This is a genomic window from Nitrosovibrio sp. Nv17 (assembly GCF_900119085.1).
In the GTDB taxonomy this organism is placed as follows: Bacteria; Pseudomonadota; Gammaproteobacteria; order Burkholderiales; family Nitrosomonadaceae; genus Nitrosospira.
Map to the genome: position 1 here is coordinate 351,956 of NZ_FPIQ01000001.1, position 17,325 is coordinate 369,280.

General features: G+C 63.4%; 15 protein-coding genes. 7 read left to right on the forward strand and 8 right to left on the reverse strand.

Annotated features, from left to right (window positions below; genetic code table 11):
* Window positions 1–309, reverse strand: coding sequence for an ATP-dependent Clp protease adapter ClpS (gene clpS, locus BT108_RS01565; protein ID WP_072292766.1), 309 nt, complete (start codon window positions 307–309; stop codon window positions 1–3).
* Between the two features lie 287 nt (window positions 310–596).
* On the opposite strand from clpS, the gene BT108_RS01570 reads away from it, so the two are divergent.
* Window positions 597–800 carry a cold-shock protein gene (locus tag BT108_RS01570; protein ID WP_004174375.1) on the forward strand — a complete coding sequence of 68 codons (204 nt, stop codon included), beginning with the start codon at window positions 597–599 and terminating at the stop codon, window positions 798–800.
* Window positions 801–954: 154 nt separating this feature from the next.
* On the opposite strand, the gene icd is transcribed toward BT108_RS01570, so the two are convergent.
* Window positions 955–2,205, reverse strand: coding sequence for an NADP-dependent isocitrate dehydrogenase (gene icd / locus BT108_RS01575; RefSeq protein WP_072292767.1), 1,251 nt, complete (start codon window positions 2,203–2,205; stop codon window positions 955–957).
* Window positions 2,206–2,363: 158 nt separating this feature from the next.
* Between icd and BT108_RS01580 the strand changes: the two genes are divergently transcribed.
* On the forward strand, window positions 2,364–2,810 hold the full coding sequence (locus BT108_RS01580) for an NUDIX hydrolase (RefSeq protein ID WP_072292768.1): 447 nt from the start codon (window positions 2,364–2,366) through the stop codon (window positions 2,808–2,810).
* Between the two features lie 31 nt (window positions 2,811–2,841).
* Complete coding sequence (gene mnmA, locus BT108_RS01585; RefSeq protein WP_072292769.1) at window positions 2,842–3,924, forward strand: tRNA 2-thiouridine(34) synthase MnmA; 1,083 nt, start codon at window positions 2,842–2,844, stop codon at window positions 3,922–3,924.
* Window positions 3,925–3,958: 34 nt separating this feature from the next.
* On the opposite strand, the gene BT108_RS01590 is transcribed toward mnmA, so the two are convergent.
* Window positions 3,959–4,564, reverse strand: coding sequence for a glutathione S-transferase (locus BT108_RS01590; RefSeq protein ID WP_072292770.1), 606 nt, complete (start codon window positions 4,562–4,564; stop codon window positions 3,959–3,961).
* A 301-nt stretch (window positions 4,565–4,865) separates the two neighbouring features.
* Between BT108_RS01590 and purB the strand changes: the two genes are divergently transcribed.
* From purB to dnaJ, 4 genes are all read left to right on the forward strand, one after another.
* On the forward strand, window positions 4,866–6,242 hold the full coding sequence (purB, locus tag BT108_RS01595) for an adenylosuccinate lyase (protein ID WP_072292771.1): 1,377 nt from the start codon (window positions 4,866–4,868) through the stop codon (window positions 6,240–6,242).
* 135 nt (window positions 6,243–6,377) lie between these two features.
* Window positions 6,378–6,968 (forward strand): nucleotide exchange factor GrpE, encoded by a 591-nt coding sequence (gene grpE / locus BT108_RS01600; RefSeq protein WP_072292772.1) that lies wholly within the window; start codon window positions 6,378–6,380, stop codon window positions 6,966–6,968.
* 69 nt (window positions 6,969–7,037) lie between these two features.
* Window positions 7,038–8,972, forward strand: a complete 1,935-nt coding sequence (gene dnaK, locus BT108_RS01605; protein WP_072292773.1) for a molecular chaperone DnaK — start codon at window positions 7,038–7,040, stop codon at window positions 8,970–8,972.
* Window positions 8,973–9,152: 180 nt separating this feature from the next.
* Window positions 9,153–10,262: a molecular chaperone DnaJ gene (gene dnaJ / locus BT108_RS01610; RefSeq protein WP_072292774.1), complete on the forward strand. Its 1,110-nt coding sequence runs from the start codon at window positions 9,153–9,155 to the stop codon at window positions 10,260–10,262.
* Window positions 10,263–10,304: 42 nt separating this feature from the next.
* Here dnaJ and BT108_RS01615 read toward each other — a convergent pair whose 3' ends face one another.
* The 5 genes from BT108_RS01615 to uvrA form a co-directional block, all read right to left on the reverse strand.
* The gene (locus BT108_RS01615) at window positions 10,305–10,868 is read right to left on the reverse strand and encodes an NUDIX domain-containing protein (RefSeq protein ID WP_072292775.1); all 564 of its coding nucleotides are present in this window, start codon (window positions 10,866–10,868) and stop codon (window positions 10,305–10,307) included.
* An 18-nt stretch (window positions 10,869–10,886) separates the two neighbouring features.
* Window positions 10,887–12,203: a phosphate regulon sensor histidine kinase PhoR gene (gene phoR / locus BT108_RS01620; protein ID WP_072292776.1), complete on the reverse strand. Its 1,317-nt coding sequence runs from the start codon at window positions 12,201–12,203 to the stop codon at window positions 10,887–10,889.
* A gap of 40 nt (window positions 12,204–12,243) precedes the next feature.
* A complete protein-coding gene (phoB, locus tag BT108_RS01625) occupies window positions 12,244–12,954 on the reverse strand; it encodes a phosphate regulon transcriptional regulator PhoB (RefSeq protein ID WP_072292777.1) in 711 nt (236 codons plus the stop codon).
* Between the two features lie 137 nt (window positions 12,955–13,091).
* Window positions 13,092–14,381, reverse strand: a complete 1,290-nt coding sequence (locus tag BT108_RS01630) for a glycerate kinase type-2 family protein (protein ID WP_072292778.1) — start codon at window positions 14,379–14,381, stop codon at window positions 13,092–13,094.
* 31 nt (window positions 14,382–14,412) lie between these two features.
* Complete coding sequence (gene uvrA / locus BT108_RS01635) at window positions 14,413–17,244, reverse strand: excinuclease ABC subunit UvrA (RefSeq protein WP_072292779.1); 2,832 nt, start codon at window positions 17,242–17,244, stop codon at window positions 14,413–14,415.
* Window positions 17,245–17,325 lie beyond the last annotated feature (81 nt).

Below are 17,325 nucleotides of genomic sequence, written 5' to 3' on the forward strand. Positions count from 1 at the left end.
TCACGTCTCCTCCATCACGCACCTGAGAGGGTGCTGATGCTGTCTTGCAAATGCTACCACCTGTTCGACCTTGGTGACAGCGATATCGTTGGGGTAGACCCCACAGATACCTGCGCCGTCCAGATGCACCTTAAGCATGATCTGGGTCGCCTGCTCCCGGTTCATGGAAAAGAAGGTCTGGAGCACGACCACCACGAAGTCCATGGGAGTGAAATCATCGTTGAGCAGTATCACCTTGAACATCGGCGGCGGCTTGAGTTTACTCCTTTTGGCCTCCAGCACAACATCCTCATGATCCCTTGTCGCCATGTCATGGTTCCCGTTCTACCGCCCCCGGCCAGCATGCCCGGCGGGACGCGCTTTCCATCGATATATTTGATGATTGCACCGAAATATTCAAGTACCCCCAAATAATTATTCTACCGCGCTTCATCTAAAATAAGTGCATAACTACTTGACTTGAACTTCGGATTTGCGTAAAACGGCTCTTGGCGTTTGGCTTCAAGTTCTCTGCAGTACCGGTTATGCCGTTTTGCGGTCTTGAAACTCAAACAGTATGCGGGTTTCCGGCCCGATTTTTTTAATAGGAAGCAATAATGGCAACAGGTACAGTAAAATGGTTCAATGATTCCAAAGGTTTTGGTTTCATTACCCCGGATGATGGCAGCGAGGATTTGTTCGCTCACTTTTCCGCCATCAACATGTCCGGGTTCAAGACACTCAAGGAAGGCCAGAAGGTGAGCTTCGAGGTCACCCAGGGCCCGAAGGGCAAGCAGGCTTCGAATATCCAATCCGCCTAGGTCCAGCGTTCGTTCCCGTCGCCTCGAGCGGCGCCAGTTCGTCACTACAGGATTATACGAAAACCCTTGTGGCTTTTGCCTACAAGGGTTTTTTTTTGGGGGGTTCCTCGCGGAAAAAGGGCGGAGCGGATCAGCGGGGCGGGATGGCGGAGCCTCATGCCATCCCGGCAACCAGCGCTTCTCCGAATGCGGAGCACGAGACCTTGCGCGCATCCGGCATCAGGCGCGCAAAGTCGTAGGTGACCACGCGATCGCCTATGGCTCCCTCCATTGCCCTGATGATCAGGTCGGCGGCCTCGTTCCAGCCTATGTGCCGCAGCATCATCTCCGCCGACAGGATGAGCGATCCCGGGTTGACCTGATCCTTCCCCGCGTATTTCGGGGCGGTGCCGTGGGTCGCCTCGAACATGGCGACCCCGTCGCCGAGGTTGGCCCCCGGGGCGATGCCGATGCCACCCACCTGCGCCGCCAGGGCGTCTGAAATGTAGTCCCCGTTCAGGTTCAGGGTGGCGATGACGTCGTATTCTTCCGGGCGCAGCAGTATCTGCTGCAGGAAGGCGTCGGCGATCACGTCCTTGACGACGATGCCACCCGCATTTTCCGGTAACCGCATCCACGGCCCCCCGTCCAGCGGTTGGGCCCCGAATTCCCTGGCCGCCAGGGCATAGCCCCAGTTCTTGAACGCGCCTTCGGTGAACTTCATGATATTGCCCTTGTGCACCAGCGTGACCGAGCGCCGGTGATTGTCGACGGCATACTGGATCGCCCTGCGCACCAGGCGTTCGGTGCCTTCGCTCGAGACCGGCTTGATGCCGATCCCCGACGTCTGTGGAAAGCGTATCTTCCTGACGCCCATCTCGCCCACCAGAAAATCCACGACCCGCCTTGCCTCCGGGGTCCCCGCTTCCCACTCGACGCCGGCGTAGATGTCCTCCGAGTTTTCGCGGAAAATCACCATGTCGGTCTTCTCGGGGTGCTTGACCGGGCTCGGCACGCCCTGGAAGTAGCGCACAGGGCGCAGGCACACGTAGAGATCGAGTTGCTGACGCAGGGCGACATTGATGGAGCGGATGCCGCCGCCGACCGGCGTGGTCAGCGGCCCCTTGATGGAAACGACATACTCCTGCGCTGCCTGCAGCGTTTCATCGGGCAGCCAGACGTTGCTGCCGTAGACGCGGTTCGCCTTCTCGCCGGCGTAGATTTCCATCCACGAGATCCTGCGCCGGCCGCCGTAGGCGCGTTCGACCGCCGTGTCCACCACCCGTTTCATGACGGGGGTGATGTCCACACCGATGCCGTCACCTTCTATGAACGGAATCACGGGATGCTCCGGCACGCTCAGGGAAAAATCGGCATTGACCCGGATTTTCTCGCCTTCGGCAGGCGCCTCGATGTGCTGGTGCATGATGTCTCCCTGGTAAGAAGTGGCGGCAACGGTGGTAAAATTGTACGGGTTGTGCTGTCCCGGACTCCCCGGGCCAGCCATTTTACCTGCGTTCGGGAGCGAAGCGGCAACATGTGTCATCCTCCAGTCCGGCCGGCCCGGCACCGCCGTCCAGGATCATGATCTGGAAGCCCAATGCCACGGTGGCGGCCGTGGTCGAGCGAGACGGAAAATTCCTTCTGGTGGAGGAGCAGACGCGCGAGGGCATCCTGCTCAATCAGCCGGCAGGACATCTCGAGCCGGATGAAACCATCCTTCAAGGCGCCGTGCGGGAGACGCTGGAGGAAACCGGCTATGCCTTCGTTCCGCAGTGGCTGCTGGGCATCTACCGCTGGCGTTCCCCGGCCGACGGTGTCGTCTACCTGCGCTTTGCCTTCTCCGGCCGGGTTACGGATCATGATCCGCACCGGCAGCTGGATACGGGAATCGTGCGTGCGGCCTGGTTCGGCATGGACGAGATCCGTGAGATGTCCGATCGCCATCGCAGCCCGCTGGTATTGCGATGTATCGAGGACCATCTGTCGGGCACGCACTTTCCTCTGGACGTCATTGTGCACTGCGATTGATCGTGAGTGTCGGCAGAAGCGATGAGGAGCGATGAATAGGCGCTGCGTGGTGATCGGCCTGTCTGGCGGAGTGGATTCATCGGTCGCCGCCCTGCTGCTGAAGCAGCAGGGCTATGACGTCGTCGGGCTGTTCATGAAGAACTGGGAGGACGACGATACCGACGACTACTGCTCGTCCCGCCAGGACCTGCTGGACGCAGCGTCAGCGGCGGATGTCATCGGCATTCCCCTGGAAGCGGTGAATTTTTCGGTGGAATACAAGGAACGGGTGTTCAGCCAGTTCCTGGCCGAGTACAAGGCCGGCCGGACGCCCAACCCGGATGTCCTGTGCAACGCCGAGATCAAGTTTCGGGCCTTTCTCGATCACGCGATCGGCCTGGGCGCGGATCGCATCGCCACCGGCCACTACGCCCAGGTTCGTGAAGCCGGCGATGGATTCCAGCTGCTGAAGGGCGAGGATGGAACCAAGGACCAGAGCTACTTCCTTTATCGCCTGGATCAGGCGCAGCTGTCCCGGGCGCTGTTCCCGATCGGGCATCTCTACAAGCGCGACGTGCGCAGGATCGCGCGCGACCATGGGCTGCCGAATGCTTCGAAGAAGGACAGCACCGGCATCTGCTTCATCGGGGAGCGGCCGTTCCGGGAATTCCTCAACCGTTACGTGCCGCACGAGCCGGGGGAAATGCGCACGCCGGAGGGCATCCTGATGGGGGAACACATCGGCCTGATGTACTATACCATCGGCCAGCGCCAGGGGTTGGGCATCGGCGGCACGAGGGGGCACAGCGGCGAGCCATGGTTCGTGGCCGGCAAGGACGTGGCCCGCAACGTGTTGATCGTGGTTCAGGGCCGCGAGCATCCCGGGCTGTTCCACCAGGCGCTCGACGCCGTCGATCTCGCCTGGATCGGCGGCCGCGCGCCGCGCTGCAACTGGGTATACGCGGCCAAGACCCGCTATCGCCAGACGGACGCGCCTTGCGCCATTGCCTCCCTGGACGGGACGCGCTGCCGGATCGAGTTCGCCCAGCCGCAGTGGGCGGTCACGCCGGGCCAGTCGGTCGTCGTCTATGAAAGCAAGGTGTGCCTGGGGGGCGGCGTGATCGCCCAGACATGAGGAGCGTGGGATTTGCCTGCGCCCGCCGGTTCGGCTATTTCGGTGCCGTTTCCATGAATGGCGCCCGTTTTTCCAGCTTGTCCGAGAGTTCCGCGAGATTGGGGGAGGTGGTGCGCCACTCGATTTCGGGAAAACGGAACGCCAGATAGCCGAGCGTGCAGCCGAGCGCGACATCGGCCAGCGTATAGGCGTTGCCGTCGCACCACTTCCTGTCGCCCAGTTCGCGAGCAGCGCCCGCGAGACCTTGCGTGACCTTCGTCAACTGGCGCGAGATCCAGTCCGGGCTCTGCTCGGCCGCAACCCGCCTGCGCTCGAGAAACACGGCGGCGGCGGCGTCGCAGATACCGTCCGCCAGGGCTTCCCAGCGCTTCACGGTGATGCGATGCCGGTTGGGTTCCGGAATCAGCCGGGAGACAGGGTTGACGCTGTCGAGGTATTCGACGATCACGCGCGAGTCGAACAGGCTGGAGCCATCGTCCAGGATCAGCACCGGTATCTTCCCCAGCGGATTGTGATGGCTTACGTGATTTTCCGCATCCCACGGGCTGTCGACCTCGAAATCATAGCCGATGCGCTTCTCCGCCAGAACGATGCGTACCTTGCGCACGTAGGGGCTGGTGAGTGATCCGATGAGCTTCATGGTGGTTCCGGGCAGGGATGATCTGGCGCGTATTATATCGGTTTTCCCCGGGGATGGCGCTCCGGGCTCCGGCCGGCCGGAGCCGCAGGGCCGGGATGCGCCCGTAAAGCCCTGTTCCATCGGAATTTGCGGCCGGCCATCGGCAAATGGGCGGATTGCCGGCATGCCGTGCTAAACTATGCCTGTCGGCATATACTCATGCCGGAAATACTTGCATGGAATTTCCCGGTTCGATTTCCCCGGCGTCGCCAGCGGCTGTGCATGACGGACTGCCGCCGGTTGCGCTCCGGACAGCCTTGCCATGAATCCGTCCCGCCTGACTGCACTTTCCCCTCTCGACGGGCGCTATTACGCCAAGGTCGCGGATTTGCGATCATGTTTCAGCGAGTTCGCCCTGATCCGATATCGGGTTCAGCTGGAAGTCGAGTGGCTCAAGGCGCTTGCCCGCGTGCCCGCCATTGGCGGAGACTCTTTTTTTCCTGCCTCTGCGATTGCGCGGCTCGACGGCCTGGCGGAGGGATTTTCCGAGGCCGATGCGGAAGCGGTGAAGCACATCGAGGCGGGCACCAACCATGACGTCAAGGCGGTCGAATACTGGCTCAGAAAGCATCTGCCGGAAGGCGCCGGTCAGGGAAGGGTGGCGGAATTCATCCATTTCGCGTGCACGTCGGAAGACATCAACAATCTGGCGCACGGGCTGATGCTGGCGCATAGCCGCGCACGGGTGATGCTGCCGGCTCTGGATGGGATTATCGCCCTGCTGGCCGGCATGGCGCGCGAACTGGCGCACCTGCCGATGCTGTCACGCACCCATGGGCAACCCGCCACGCCCACGACGATGGGCAAGGAAGTTGCCAATGTCATTCATCGTCTCAGACGCGGGCGCGCGCGCCTCGCCGCCGTAGCCATTCCGGGAAAGATGAACGGTGCGGTGGGCAACTACAGTGCCCACCTCGCGGCCTATCCGGATGTCGACTGGGAAGCGCTTGCGCGGAACTTCGTGGAGGGACTCGGCTTGGAGTTCAACCCCTACACCACGCAGATCGAGCCGCACGACGCCGTGGCCGAGCTGTTCGACGCCTATGCACGGATCAACACCGTGCTGCTGGATCTCGACCGTGACGTATGGGGGTACATCTCGCTGGGCTATTTCAGGCAGAAGAAGCGGGAGGGCGAGGTGGGCTCATCGACCATGCCGCACAAGGTCAATCCGATCGACTTCGAGAACTCGGAAGGCAATCTGGGCATCGCCAATGCACTGCTGCGGCACATGAGCGAGAAGCTGCCCGTATCGCGCTGGCAGCGCGACCTGACCGACTCCACCGTGCTGCGCAACATGGGTGTGGCCCTGGCGCATACGCTGCTTGCCTATGATGCATGCAGCCGGGGCCTGGGCAAGCTGGAGGTGAACCCGATGCGCCTGGAGGAAGACCTGGAGAACGCATGGGAAGTGCTGGCGGAGCCGATCCAGACGGTGATGCGCCGCCATGGCGTACGCGACGCCTACGAGCAGCTGAAGATGCTGACGCGGGGCAGGCATGGCATCACCCGGGATACGCTCCATGAATTCATCGACGGATTGCCCATTCCGGAAACCGAGAAAAGCCGTCTGCGCGAGATGACGCCGCGTACCTATCTGGGGAACGCCGTGGCGTTGGCTCGCAAGATGGGCAGTTGACGATTCTCTTCCCCTCGCATCGCTTCCGGAGACGCGGCGGCCCTGCATGTCTCATGCTTGGCGCAGTTCTCGTCCGGCTCTTGAAATCCCTGAAAGCATCCCGATATAAGCCGAATCGAAATCAGGAGAAATCCCATGGCACACAGCACGCAGCAGCCCTCGTCCGACCCGACCACGACAGACCAGCCCGGAGCGACCGATACCCGCGATGCAGATATCACCGCTACTACGGCGGCGGCGGAGGGTGCGGCAGCCGAGTCGACCCCAAGCCTGCAGCAGATGCTGCGGCAAGCGGAACTGGAGGCGCGGGAACACCATGACGCATGGCTGCGTGCCAAGGCAGATGCGGAAAACATCCGCAAGCGTGCCCAGATAGATATCGCCAATGCCCACAAGTATGCCATCGAGAATTTCTCGGCCGAGCTGCTGGGGGTGGTGGACAGCCTGGATGCGGCGCTTGCCGTGGAAAATGCGACGGTCGAGAATTTCAAGAGCGGCATGGAGCTGACGCTCAAGCAACTCGTCACCGTCTTCGACAAGTTCAACATCCGGCTGATCGATCCGCTGCACGAGAAGTTCGATCCGCATCTGCACCAGGCCATATGCACCGTGGATTCCGAGCTTGCTCCCAACACGGTGGTGCAGGTGATGCAGAAGGGCTGCCTGCTGAATGATCGGGTCATCCGGCCGGCCCTGGTGTCGGTCTCCAAGGCGCGCGACGCCTGACTTGAAATTCCTGCGGAAACCCCCATTTCACGAATCATTCGGTCTTAAATCACTAGAAGGATCAAATTCATGGCAAAAATCATCGGCATCGACCTGGGTACCACCAATTCATGCGTGGCGGTCATGGAGAGCGGCAAGCCCAAGGTGATAGAGAATTCCGAGGGTGCGCGCACCACCCCTTCCATCGTTGCCTACACGGAGGACGGTGAAATCCTGGTGGGTGCTTCCGCCAAGCGGCAGGCCGTCACCAACCCCAAGAACACCCTGTTCGCGGTCAAGCGCCTGATCGGTCGCCGCTTCGACGAGGACATGGTGCAGCGCGACATCAAGATGGTCCCCTACAGCATCATCAAGGCCGACAACAACGACGCCTGGGTCGAGGTACGCGGCAAGAAGGTGGCGCCGCCGGAGATCTCGGCGCAGGTGCTGAAGAAGATGAAGAAGACCGCCGAGGACTACCTGGGCGAGGCGGTGAACGAGGCGGTCATCACGGTGCCCGCCTACTTCAACGACTCGCAGCGCCAGGCAACCAAGGATGCCGGGCGCATCGCCGGCCTGGAGGTCAAGCGCATCATCAACGAGCCCACCGCCGCGGCCCTGGCGTTCGGCATGGACAAGAAGGAAGGCGACCGCAAGGTGGCGGTGTACGATCTGGGCGGCGGGACGTTCGACATCTCCATCATCGAGATCGCGGAGGTGGAGGGCGAGCACCAGTTCGAAGTGCTGGCCACCAACGGCGACACCTTCCTCGGCGGCGAGGATTTCGACTCGCGCATCATCGGATACCTCGTGGACGAATTCAAGAAGGAGAGCGGCATCGACCTGCAGAAGGACATGCTCGCGCTGCAGCGGCTGAAGGATTCGGCGGAGAAGGCCAAGATCGAGCTGTCTTCCAGCCAGCAGACCGAGGTCAACCTGCCCTACATCACGGCGGACGCCTCCGGGCCCAAGCATCTGGCAGTCAAGATCACCCGCGCCAAGCTGGAAAGCCTGGTGGAGGAGCTGATCGAGCGCACCGTGGAGCCCTGTCGCATCGCGGTCAAGGATGCGGGCGTGAAGCTGTCCGACATCGACGACATCATCCTGGTTGGCGGGCAGACCCGCATGCCCAAGGTGCAGGACAAGGTACGGGAAATCTTCGGCAAGGAGCCGCGCAAGGACGTGAACCCGGACGAGGCGGTGGCCGTGGGCGCGGCGATCCAGGGCGGCGTGCTGCAGGGCGAGGTGAAGGACGTGCTGCTGCTGGACGTGACGCCGCTGTCCCTCGGGATCGAGACGCTGGGCGGCGTGATGACCAAGCTGATCCAGAAGAACACCACCATTCCCACCAAGGCCCAGCAGGTATTCTCCACGGCGGAGGACAACCAGACCGCGGTGACCATCCACGTGCTGCAGGGCGAGCGCGAGCTGGTGTCCGGAAACAAGAGCCTGGGACAGTTCAACCTCAGCGACATTCCTCCCGCACCGCGCGGCATGCCACAGATCGAGGTGACCTTCGACATCGATTCGAATGGCATCCTGCACGTGTCGGCCAAGGACAAGGCGACGGGGAAGGAGAACAAGATCAAGATCCAGGCGAGCTCCGGCCTGTCGGACGAGGAAGTGCAGCGCATGGTCAAGGATGCGGAGGCCCACGCTGCTGACGACCACCGCGTGCTGGAACTCGTGACGGCGCGCAACCAGTGCGACGCAATGATCCATTCGGTGAGGAAGACGCTGAAGGAGCACGAAGGCAAGCTCGATGGTGATGAGAAAGCCCGGATCGAAACTGCCCTCAAGGAGGCGGAAGAGGCATTGAAGTCCGACGACAAGGGTACCATCGAGGCCAGGACCCAGGCCCTGGCGGAGGCGTCGCAAAAACTCGCGGAAAAGGTGTACGCGCAGGAACAGGGCGGGCAGCAGGCTTCGGCCGGCGAGCCATCCGGTGCCCGCCCCGGTGGCGAGAAGCCCGTGGAAGGCGAGGTGGTCGACGCGGAATTCGAGGAAGTGAAAGACAAGAAATAAGAAAAGGAGCCGGTCCGCCGGGTGCAGCGGTTCGCGGGAGCCATCGCCCGCCTGTCGTCGCACCCGGTCGTCAGGCACTCTTCCGCATGACCGGACACGCATTCCCCCCGCTGGATCGGCTTGAGGAGTGCGCGGGATCGCACCTCCCCGTACCATCATTATCAGGCAGGTTTTCCTTTCATGAGCAAACGCGACTATTATGAAGTGCTGGGGCTGGGCCGCGATTCCAGCGAGGACGAGATCAAGAAGGCCTATCGCAAGCTGGCGATGAAATACCATCCGGATCGCAATCCGGACAGCCCCAAGTCGGAAGAGCGCTTCAAGGAGGTCAAGGAAGCCTACGAGATACTGTGTGATCCCCACAGGCGCGCCGCCTACGACCAGTATGGCCATGCGGGGGTGGATCCGGGCATGGGCGGCGGAGGCGGCCAGGGGTTCGCCGATGCGTTCGGCGACATCTTCGGCGACATCTTCGGCGCACGCGGCGGGGGGCGCGCCAATGGCTATCGCGGTTCCGACCTGCGCTACAACCTGGAGATCTCGCTCGAGCAGGCCGCGCGCGGAACGGAAACCAAGATTCGCATCCCTACCATGGAAGCCTGCGGGGTCTGCCATGGCAGCGGCGCCAAACCCGGCACGTCGCCCCTGACCTGCCCGACCTGCAACGGCCACGGGCAGGTCAGGATGCAACAGGGTTTCTTCTCGATCCAGCAGACATGCCCCAAATGCCATGGCAGCGGCAAGATCGTCTCGCATCCCTGCGCCACGTGCAATGGTGTGGGGCGCGTCAAGCAGCACAAGACGCTGTCGGTGAAGATTCCCGCCGGGGTGGACGAGGGCGATCGCATCCGCCTCTCCGGCGAGGGCGAGGCGGGCGTCAACAGCGGCCCCCCGGGCGACCTGTACGTGGTGATCCACCTGACGCCGCACTCCGTTTTCCAGCGCGATCAGAACGATCTGCACTGCGAGATGCCGATCAGCTTCACCACCGCGGCCCTGGGGGGCGAGATCGAGATTCCCACGCTCGATGGTCACGCCAAGATCCGGGTGCCGGCCGAGACCCAGAGCGGAAAGATTTTCCGTCTGCGCGGCAAGGGCATCAAGGGGGTGCGCGGCGGCAGCCTCGGGGATCTGCTGTGCCACGTGGTAGTGGAGACGCCGGTCAACCTCACGGCCCGCCAGAAGGATCTGCTGCAGGAACTCGAGTCGCTCAATCAGCAGGATGATTCGCGCCACAGTCCCCGTGCCAAGTCCTGGATGGACAAGGTGCGTGAATTCTTCGCGGAGTAGAGATCGAGGCGTGCGACGCCGGGCGGCGTCGCGGCTACCATGCTACCATTCGCCGCGCAGCACCTTTTCGGCCCAGAACAGGCCGGAAACGCTTTTGTTGTCCGTGATCCTTCCTGTTTTCACCCATTCCAGCGCCGTGGGCAGCGTGAGAGTGAGGACTTCAAGGTGCTCGCCCTCATCCAGGCGTGCGCCCTGGAAGCCGAGACCCTGGGCGAGATAGTACACCAGCTTCTCGTCGGAGTAGCCGATGCAGGGGTGGAGCGTGGCAAGATGGCGCCAGCGCGCCGCAACGTATCCTGTTTCCTCCAGCAGTTCGCGCTGCGCGCAAGCCAGCGGATCCTCTCCGGGATCGATCTTTCCTGCGGGAAGCTCAAAGAAGTCGCGATGCAGCGGATAACGGTGCTGGCGTTCCAGCACCAGTTCGCCGTTGTCGAGCAGCGCGACGACGACCACTGCGCCCGGATGGGCAATGTACTCCCGCACCCTCACCTTGCCGTCCGGCAGACGTGCGTGATCCTGGAAAACCTGCAACAGCTCTCCATCGAATACCTTGCGGCTGTCGACGGGTGTTTCGGTCAGATTCAGAGCAGGCTTGATCTCGGGCATGCCAGATTGGCGCGGTTTTCAGGATTGGGAAGCCGGATTCGGTATCAGCCGTACCGCAGGAAACCATGCGCTGAAGCAGCTGCCTTTCCCGAGTTCGCTGGTGATTTCCAGCCTCGCCTGGTGCCCGGTCAGGACATGCTTGACGATGGCGAGCCCCAGCCCGGTACCGCCGGTTTCGCGCGAGCGGCCCCGGTCCACCCGGTAGAAGCGTTCCGTCAGGCGCGGGATGTGCTCGGGCTCGATCCCGATGCCGCTGTCCTGGACAGAAAATACCCCATGGGTATCGAGGATTTTCCAGCTCAGCGTGATGCGCCCCCCATCGGCAGTGTAGCGGATGGCGTTGCTGATGAGGTTGCTGAAGGCGCTGTGCAGGTCGCTCGTATTGCCCAGCAGCTTGGTCCGGGTGCCGAGATCGAGGCGGATGCGGTGGCGTCCGGCGCTCAGGGATTCCGCTTCGCGGCACAGTTCGCGCAGCATTTTCGGGATGTCGACAGTCTGTTCCCGCACCTGGTTCTCCGAATCCTCCAGCCGTGACAGTGTCAGCAGATCCTCCACCAGGTGCTGCATCCGCTGGGTCTGGTCGGTCATCAATCCCAGTGCCCACTTGCTCGTCTCGGGATCGGAAGCATCGTCCTGCGCGAGCGTCTCCAGGAACCCGCCGATGACCGTCAGGGGCGTGCGCAACTCGTGGGAGACATTGGCGACGAAATCCCGTCGCATGGCATGGACCCTTTCGAGGCGGGTGACGTCGCGGCTGACCAGCAGCTTCTGTTTGTTGCCGTATGGGACGAATTGCAGCGACAGGGTGAGGTCCTGGCTGCGCGGCTGCCGGATCACCAGCGGTTCGCTGTAGTGGCGGCTGTCCAGGTATTCGTTGAACTGGGTCTGGCGCACCAGATGCGCGATGTGCTGCCCGGTATCGCGCTGGGCGTTGATGCCCAGGTGCTTTTCCGCCACCGGATTGCACCACTCGATACGGTCCAGGTCGTCCAGGATGACCACGCCTTCCGGCATGGCGGAGACGGCGCGCCGCAGGCGCTCCAACTCGGAGCGAAGCTGTTCCTCGCTCCTGCGCTGCTCGCGCATGAGGCGCCCCAGGCGCGTCGATACGTCACCCCATTTACCGGAGCTGTCGGGCAGTCCGGAGGGAGACAGTTCCTCGCTCTGAAGCCATTTGTCCAGGGTGTCCAGGTGGCGCCAATGGTGTATCGCCAGCAGCAGCAGCATGAGGCTGCAGAAGACCAGCATCGCGACCAGATCCAGTGTCGCCCAGAGCGCGGCGGCCACGATGACCAGCAGAACGAGGGGGGTGACGCGTTCCCAGGTACCGGGCACGTGTTATCGCTTCCAGGGTTGAAAGGGGTTCATTGTACATTCATATTATACCCAGGCTGGCGGTTGGTCCGGTGGAGAGGCGGTAACCCGATCCCCTCACGGTCTGCACCAGGCCATCCTTGCCGACGTGCTCCAGCGCCTTGCGCAACCGCCTGATGTGCACGTCCACGGTGCGATCCTCCACGAACACGTGATCCCCCCATACCTGATCGAGCAGTTGCGTGCGGGTATGCACCCGCTCCGAGTGCGTCATCAGGAAGTGAAGCAGACGGAATTCGGTGGGCCCGAGCGCAACCTCCACACCTTCCGCGGTGACGCGGTGGGTGGCGGAGTCGAGGCGCAACCCCCCGATCTCGACGATGTCGTCGGCGGCTTCCGGTGAGCGCCGCCGCAGCACCGCCTTGATGCGCGCGAGCAGTTCGCGCGGCGAGAACGGCTTGGTGATGTAGTCGTCGGCCCCGATCTCCAGCCCCGCCACCTTGTCGCTTTCTTCGGCACGGGCGGTCAGCATGATGATGGGAATGGTCTTGGTGCGCGCCCCGCGCCGCAGCAGCCGTGCAAGTTCCGCCCCGCTCATCCCGGGCAGCATCCAGTCCAGCAGCACCAGGTCCGGCAACGCATCGTTCACGATCTCCATGGCCTGTTCCGCGCTTCTCGCGCCGAAAACGGTATGCCGGGCCTGTTTCAGGCTGTACGAAATCAGATCCTGGATTGCGGGTTCATCTTCCACCACCAGTATGGTTGCCGCCATGGGTTCTCTCCTGAGATGCCTTCGATATTGCGATGATATGTAAGGAGTATTGCGGTTTCGTGACATTCTGTCCAGGGGCGCGGCGCGTTCGTGCCGGCGTCATGATGGCGTCTGCGGCGCTTTTTGGCGACCGCATGCTACGGAATCAGGATCGCCCGGTAGTCGTTGACGTTGGTGCGGGTCGGGCCGGTGATGACCAGGTCGCCGAGTCGCTCGAAGAAGGTGTAGGCGTCGTGCCGGGCGAGCACATTCCTTGCATCCATCCCTATCCGCCGTGCGCGGCGCAGGCAATCCGGGGTCACGACGGCGCCGGCATTCCGCTCCGAACCGTCGATGCCGTCGGTGTCGCAGGCCAGCGCATGTATGTTCTCTCCCTCGCCGAGTTCGACGGCGAGGGACAGCAGGAATTCCGAATTGCGCCCGCCACGGCCCGCAGGGACCGTGTCTACGGCACCCTTCCCGCCGGCCAGCGTGACCGTGGTTTCTCCTCCGGAAAGCAGCACCACCGGAGTTTTCCACGGCTGGCCGTGGCGGCGTATGCGCAGGCTCAGTCCGGCCATGCGCGCAGCCGCCTCGCGCGCCTCCCCGGTCACGGCGTGGTCCAGTATCACCGCCGGGATCCCCTGGTCATGAAAATATGCCACCGCCCCCCGGAGGGCGTCGCAGGCGGTGGCGACGACGCTGTTTTCCACCTGCCGGAAAGCGGCATCGCCGGGCTTCGGGGATTCCCCTTCCTCCCCTGTCCGCAGTAGCCTGCCGACCGCAAGGGGAACGTCGATACGGTGGCGTGCCAGCACCTCCAATGCGTCCGAGCAGGTCGAGGGATCCGGTGCACACGGGCCGGAGGCGACGTCACTCGGGTCGTCACCGGTGACGTCCGAGACGATCAGCGCCCGCACCGGAGCACGAGAGGCTGCGGCGAGCCTGCCGCCGTGGACGGCGAAGAGGTGCTTGCGCACCACGTTGATATCCTGGATCGGCGCGCCGCAGCGCAGCAGCTGCGAAGTGAGGAGGCGGACGTCCGTCAGCGATACGCCCGTCAGTGGCAGCGACAGCAGGCTCGATCCACCGCCGCTGATCAGGCACAGCAGCAGGTCGCCCCGGTCGAGCGCCCGTACCCGGTCCAGGATGTCCCGTGCCGCCTGTTCGCCGCGCGCATCCGGCAGGGGATGCCCGGCCTCGACCACCCGGATGCGCTCCAGCGGCAGCCCATGGCCATAGCGGGTGAGGGCGATGCCCTCCAGCCTGTCCCACGCCGCATGGCGCCGCCAGTGGCGCTCCACCCCTAGCGCCATGGAGGCTGCGGCCTTGCCCACGGCGACCACCAGGATGCGTCCGCCCCACGACCCGGGCAGGGCCGGCAGATGCGGCGGCACCACGCGCACGGGATCGACCGCGGCGAGGGCGGCCTGAAAGCTGTCGAGCAGGAGGTTGCGGGGGTTCGTTGCCCTGCTCCGCTCAGGCGCTCAGGGAGACGTCGAGCGCCTCTTTCAGGTACTGGCCGGTAAAGCTGTCCGGATTCGCGGCCACTTCCTCCGGCGTACCCTGCGCGATGATGCGGCCGCCGCCTTCGCCGCCCTCGGGGCCGAGGTCGACGATCCAGTCGGCAGTCTTGATCACGTCCAGATTGTGCTCGATGACCACGACGGTGTTGCCGTGGTCGCGCAGCCGGTGCAGCACCTTCAGCAGCATGTCGATATCCTGGAAATGGAGGCCGGTGGTGGGTTCGTCGAGAATGTAGAGGGTGCGGCCGGTGTCGCGCTTGGAGAGTTCCAGCGAGAGCTTGACCCGCTGCGCCTCTCCACCCGAGAGCGTGGTGGCGGACTGCCCCAGGGTGATGTAGCCCAGCCCCACGTCCAGCAGGGTCTGGAGCTTGCGCGCCACCACCGGCACGGCGCCGAAGAATTCGTGGGCCTGTTCCACCGTCAGCTGCAGGATTTCGCTGATGTTCTTCCCCTTGTACTGGATTTCCAGGGTTTCGCGGTTGTAGCGCTTGCCATGGCATAGGTCGCATGACACATAGATATCCGGGAGGAAATGCATCTCGACCTTGATCATGCCGTCGCCCTGGCATGCCTCGCAGCGCCCGCCCTTGACGTTGAAGGAGAAGCGTCCGGGGCCATAGCCGCGCTCGCGCGCCTGGGGCACCCCTGCGAACAGTTCGCGGATGGGGGTGAACAGACCGGTGTAGGTGGCGGGATTGGAGCGGGGCGTGCGTCCGATGGGGCTTTGGTCCATGTTGATGACCTTGTCGAAGAACGCCAGCCCAACCAGATCCTGATGTGGGGCCGGTTCCGCGCTGCTGCCGTAGAGATGCCTGGCTGCGGCCAGATAGAGTGTCTCGTTGATGAGTGTGGACTTGCCCGAGCCCGAGACGCCGGTCACGCATACCAGCAGCCCCACCGGCAGGTCGAGGTCGACGTCCTTGAGATTGTTGCCGGAGGCGCCCCGGATCCGGAGCCAGCGATCCCTGGCAGGCCGGGTGCGCGTCTTCGGCAGCGCGATGACCCGTTTCCCCGACAGGTACTGGCCGGTCAGGGAACGCGCGTCGTGGCGGATGTCGGAGGGCGTTCCCTGGGCAACCACCCTGCCGCCGTGCTCACCCGCACCGGGACCCATGTCTACCACATGATCGGCACAGAGGATGGCATCCTCATCGTGTTCCACGACGATCACGCTGTTGCCCAGGTCGCGCAGGTTCTTGAGCGTATCCAGCAGGCGGTTGTTGTCGCGCTGGTGCAGGCCGATGGAAGGCTCATCCAGCACGTACATGACGCCGGTCAGGCCCGAGCCGATCTGGCTGGCGAGGCGGATGCGCTGGGATTCGCCGCCGGACAGCGTGTCGGCGGATCGGTCCAGCGACAGGTAGTCCAGCCCCACATTGTTGAGGAACCGGATGCGGCTGGAAATCTCCCGGATGATGCGCTCCGCGATGGCGTGCCGCTGTCCGTCCAGTTCGATCCGGTCGAAGAACTCCAGCGCCTGCCTGAGCGGCAGGGCATTGATCCCGAAGATGGGCAGCCCGCCCACCCTCACGTGACGCGCCTCCCGGCGCAGGCGCGTGCCGGCGCATTCCGGGCAGGCCTGGGAGTTGAGGTACTTTGCCAGCTCCTCGCGCACGGCCTGGGATTCGGTCTCGCGGTAGCGCCGCTCCAGGTTGGGGATGATGCCCTCGAAGGTGTGGGTGCGCTGGGTGCGGCTGCCGTTCTCGTTCAGATAGGAGAACACGATCCTGTCGCGCCCGGATCCGCGCAGGACGACGTCCTGCACCTTGTCCGGCAGCTGCTCGAACGGGACTTCCAGGTCGAATTCGTAGTGGCGGGCAAGGCTGGCCAGCAACTGGTGGTAGAACTGGTTGCGCCGGTCCCATCCCCTGACCGCGCCGGAAGCCAGCGACAGGTGCGGGAATGCGACGATGCGCCGCGGATCGAAGAAGGTGATTTTTCCCAGGCCGTCGCAGCGGGGGCAGGCACCCATGGGATTGTTGAAGGAAAACAGGCGAGGCTCCAGTTCGGGCAGAGAGTAGCTGCATACCGGGCAGCTGAACTTGGCGGAGAACAGGTGCTCCTCGCCGGAATCCATTTCCACCGCCAGGGCGCGCCCGTCCGCATGACGCAGCGCAGTCTCGAACGATTCGGCCAGCCGCTGCTTGGCGTCGTGCGAGACCTTGAGCCGGTCCACCACCACCTCGATCGTGTGCTTCCGGTTCCTGTGCAGCTTGGGCAGCGTATCGATGTCATGCACCGTGCCGTCTATCCGCAGCCGCACGAAGCCTTGGGCGCGCAGTTCGTCGATCAGTTCCGACTGCTCGCCCTTGCGCCCCACCACCAGGGGGGACAGGATCATCAGCCGGGTATCGGGCGGCAGCCGCAGCACGTGGTCGACCATCTGCGAAACGCTCTGCGCCACCAGAGTGATGCCGTGGTCGGGGCATTGCGGGTCGCCGACGCGGGCGAACAGCAGGCGCAGATAGTCGTGGATCTCGGTGACGGTGCCGACGGTGGAGCGCGGGTTGTGGGAGGTCGCCTTCTGTTCGATGGCGATGGCGGGAGACAGTCCCTCGATCAGGTCGACGTCGGGTTTCTCCATGAGCTGCAGGAACTGCCGTGCGTAGGCGGAGAGCGATTCCACGTAGCGCCGCTGGCCTTCTGCGTACAGCGTGTCGAAGGCAAGCGAGGACTTCCCCGAACCAGACAGGCCGGTGATGATGATCAACTGGTTCCGCGGAAGATCGAGGCTGATATTCTTGAGGTTATGCGTGCGCGCACCGCGGATCTTTATGAGTTCCATGAGTACCTGAGGACCGGTCAAACCTGCTAATATACTCAAATTTTTTGGGTTTTCCCAATCCGATTCATGCCCGCGCCGCTG

Coding starts and splice junctions, on each gene's coding strand:
- clpS (WP_072292766.1), bottom strand. CDS start 309: ATGGCGACAAGGGATCATGAGGATGTTGTGCTGGAGGCCAAAAGGAGT.
- BT108_RS01570 (WP_004174375.1), top strand. CDS start 597: ATGGCAACAGGTACAGTAAAATGGTTCAATGATTCCAAAGGTTTTGGT.
- icd (WP_072292767.1), bottom strand. CDS start 2,205: ATGCACCAGCACATCGAGGCGCCTGCCGAAGGCGAGAAAATCCGGGTC.
- BT108_RS01580 (WP_072292768.1), top strand. CDS start 2,364: ATGATCTGGAAGCCCAATGCCACGGTGGCGGCCGTGGTCGAGCGAGAC.
- mnmA (WP_072292769.1), top strand. CDS start 2,842: ATGAATAGGCGCTGCGTGGTGATCGGCCTGTCTGGCGGAGTGGATTCA.
- BT108_RS01590 (WP_072292770.1), bottom strand. CDS start 4,564: ATGAAGCTCATCGGATCACTCACCAGCCCCTACGTGCGCAAGGTACGC.
- purB (WP_072292771.1), top strand. CDS start 4,866: ATGAATCCGTCCCGCCTGACTGCACTTTCCCCTCTCGACGGGCGCTAT.
- grpE (WP_072292772.1), top strand. CDS start 6,378: ATGGCACACAGCACGCAGCAGCCCTCGTCCGACCCGACCACGACAGAC.
- dnaK (WP_072292773.1), top strand. CDS start 7,038: ATGGCAAAAATCATCGGCATCGACCTGGGTACCACCAATTCATGCGTG.
- dnaJ (WP_072292774.1), top strand. CDS start 9,153: ATGAGCAAACGCGACTATTATGAAGTGCTGGGGCTGGGCCGCGATTCC.
- BT108_RS01615 (WP_072292775.1), bottom strand. CDS start 10,868: ATGCCCGAGATCAAGCCTGCTCTGAATCTGACCGAAACACCCGTCGAC.
- phoB (WP_072292777.1), bottom strand. CDS start 12,954: ATGGCGGCAACCATACTGGTGGTGGAAGATGAACCCGCAATCCAGGAT.
- uvrA (WP_072292779.1), bottom strand. CDS start 17,244: ATGGAACTCATAAAGATCCGCGGTGCGCGCACGCATAACCTCAAGAAT.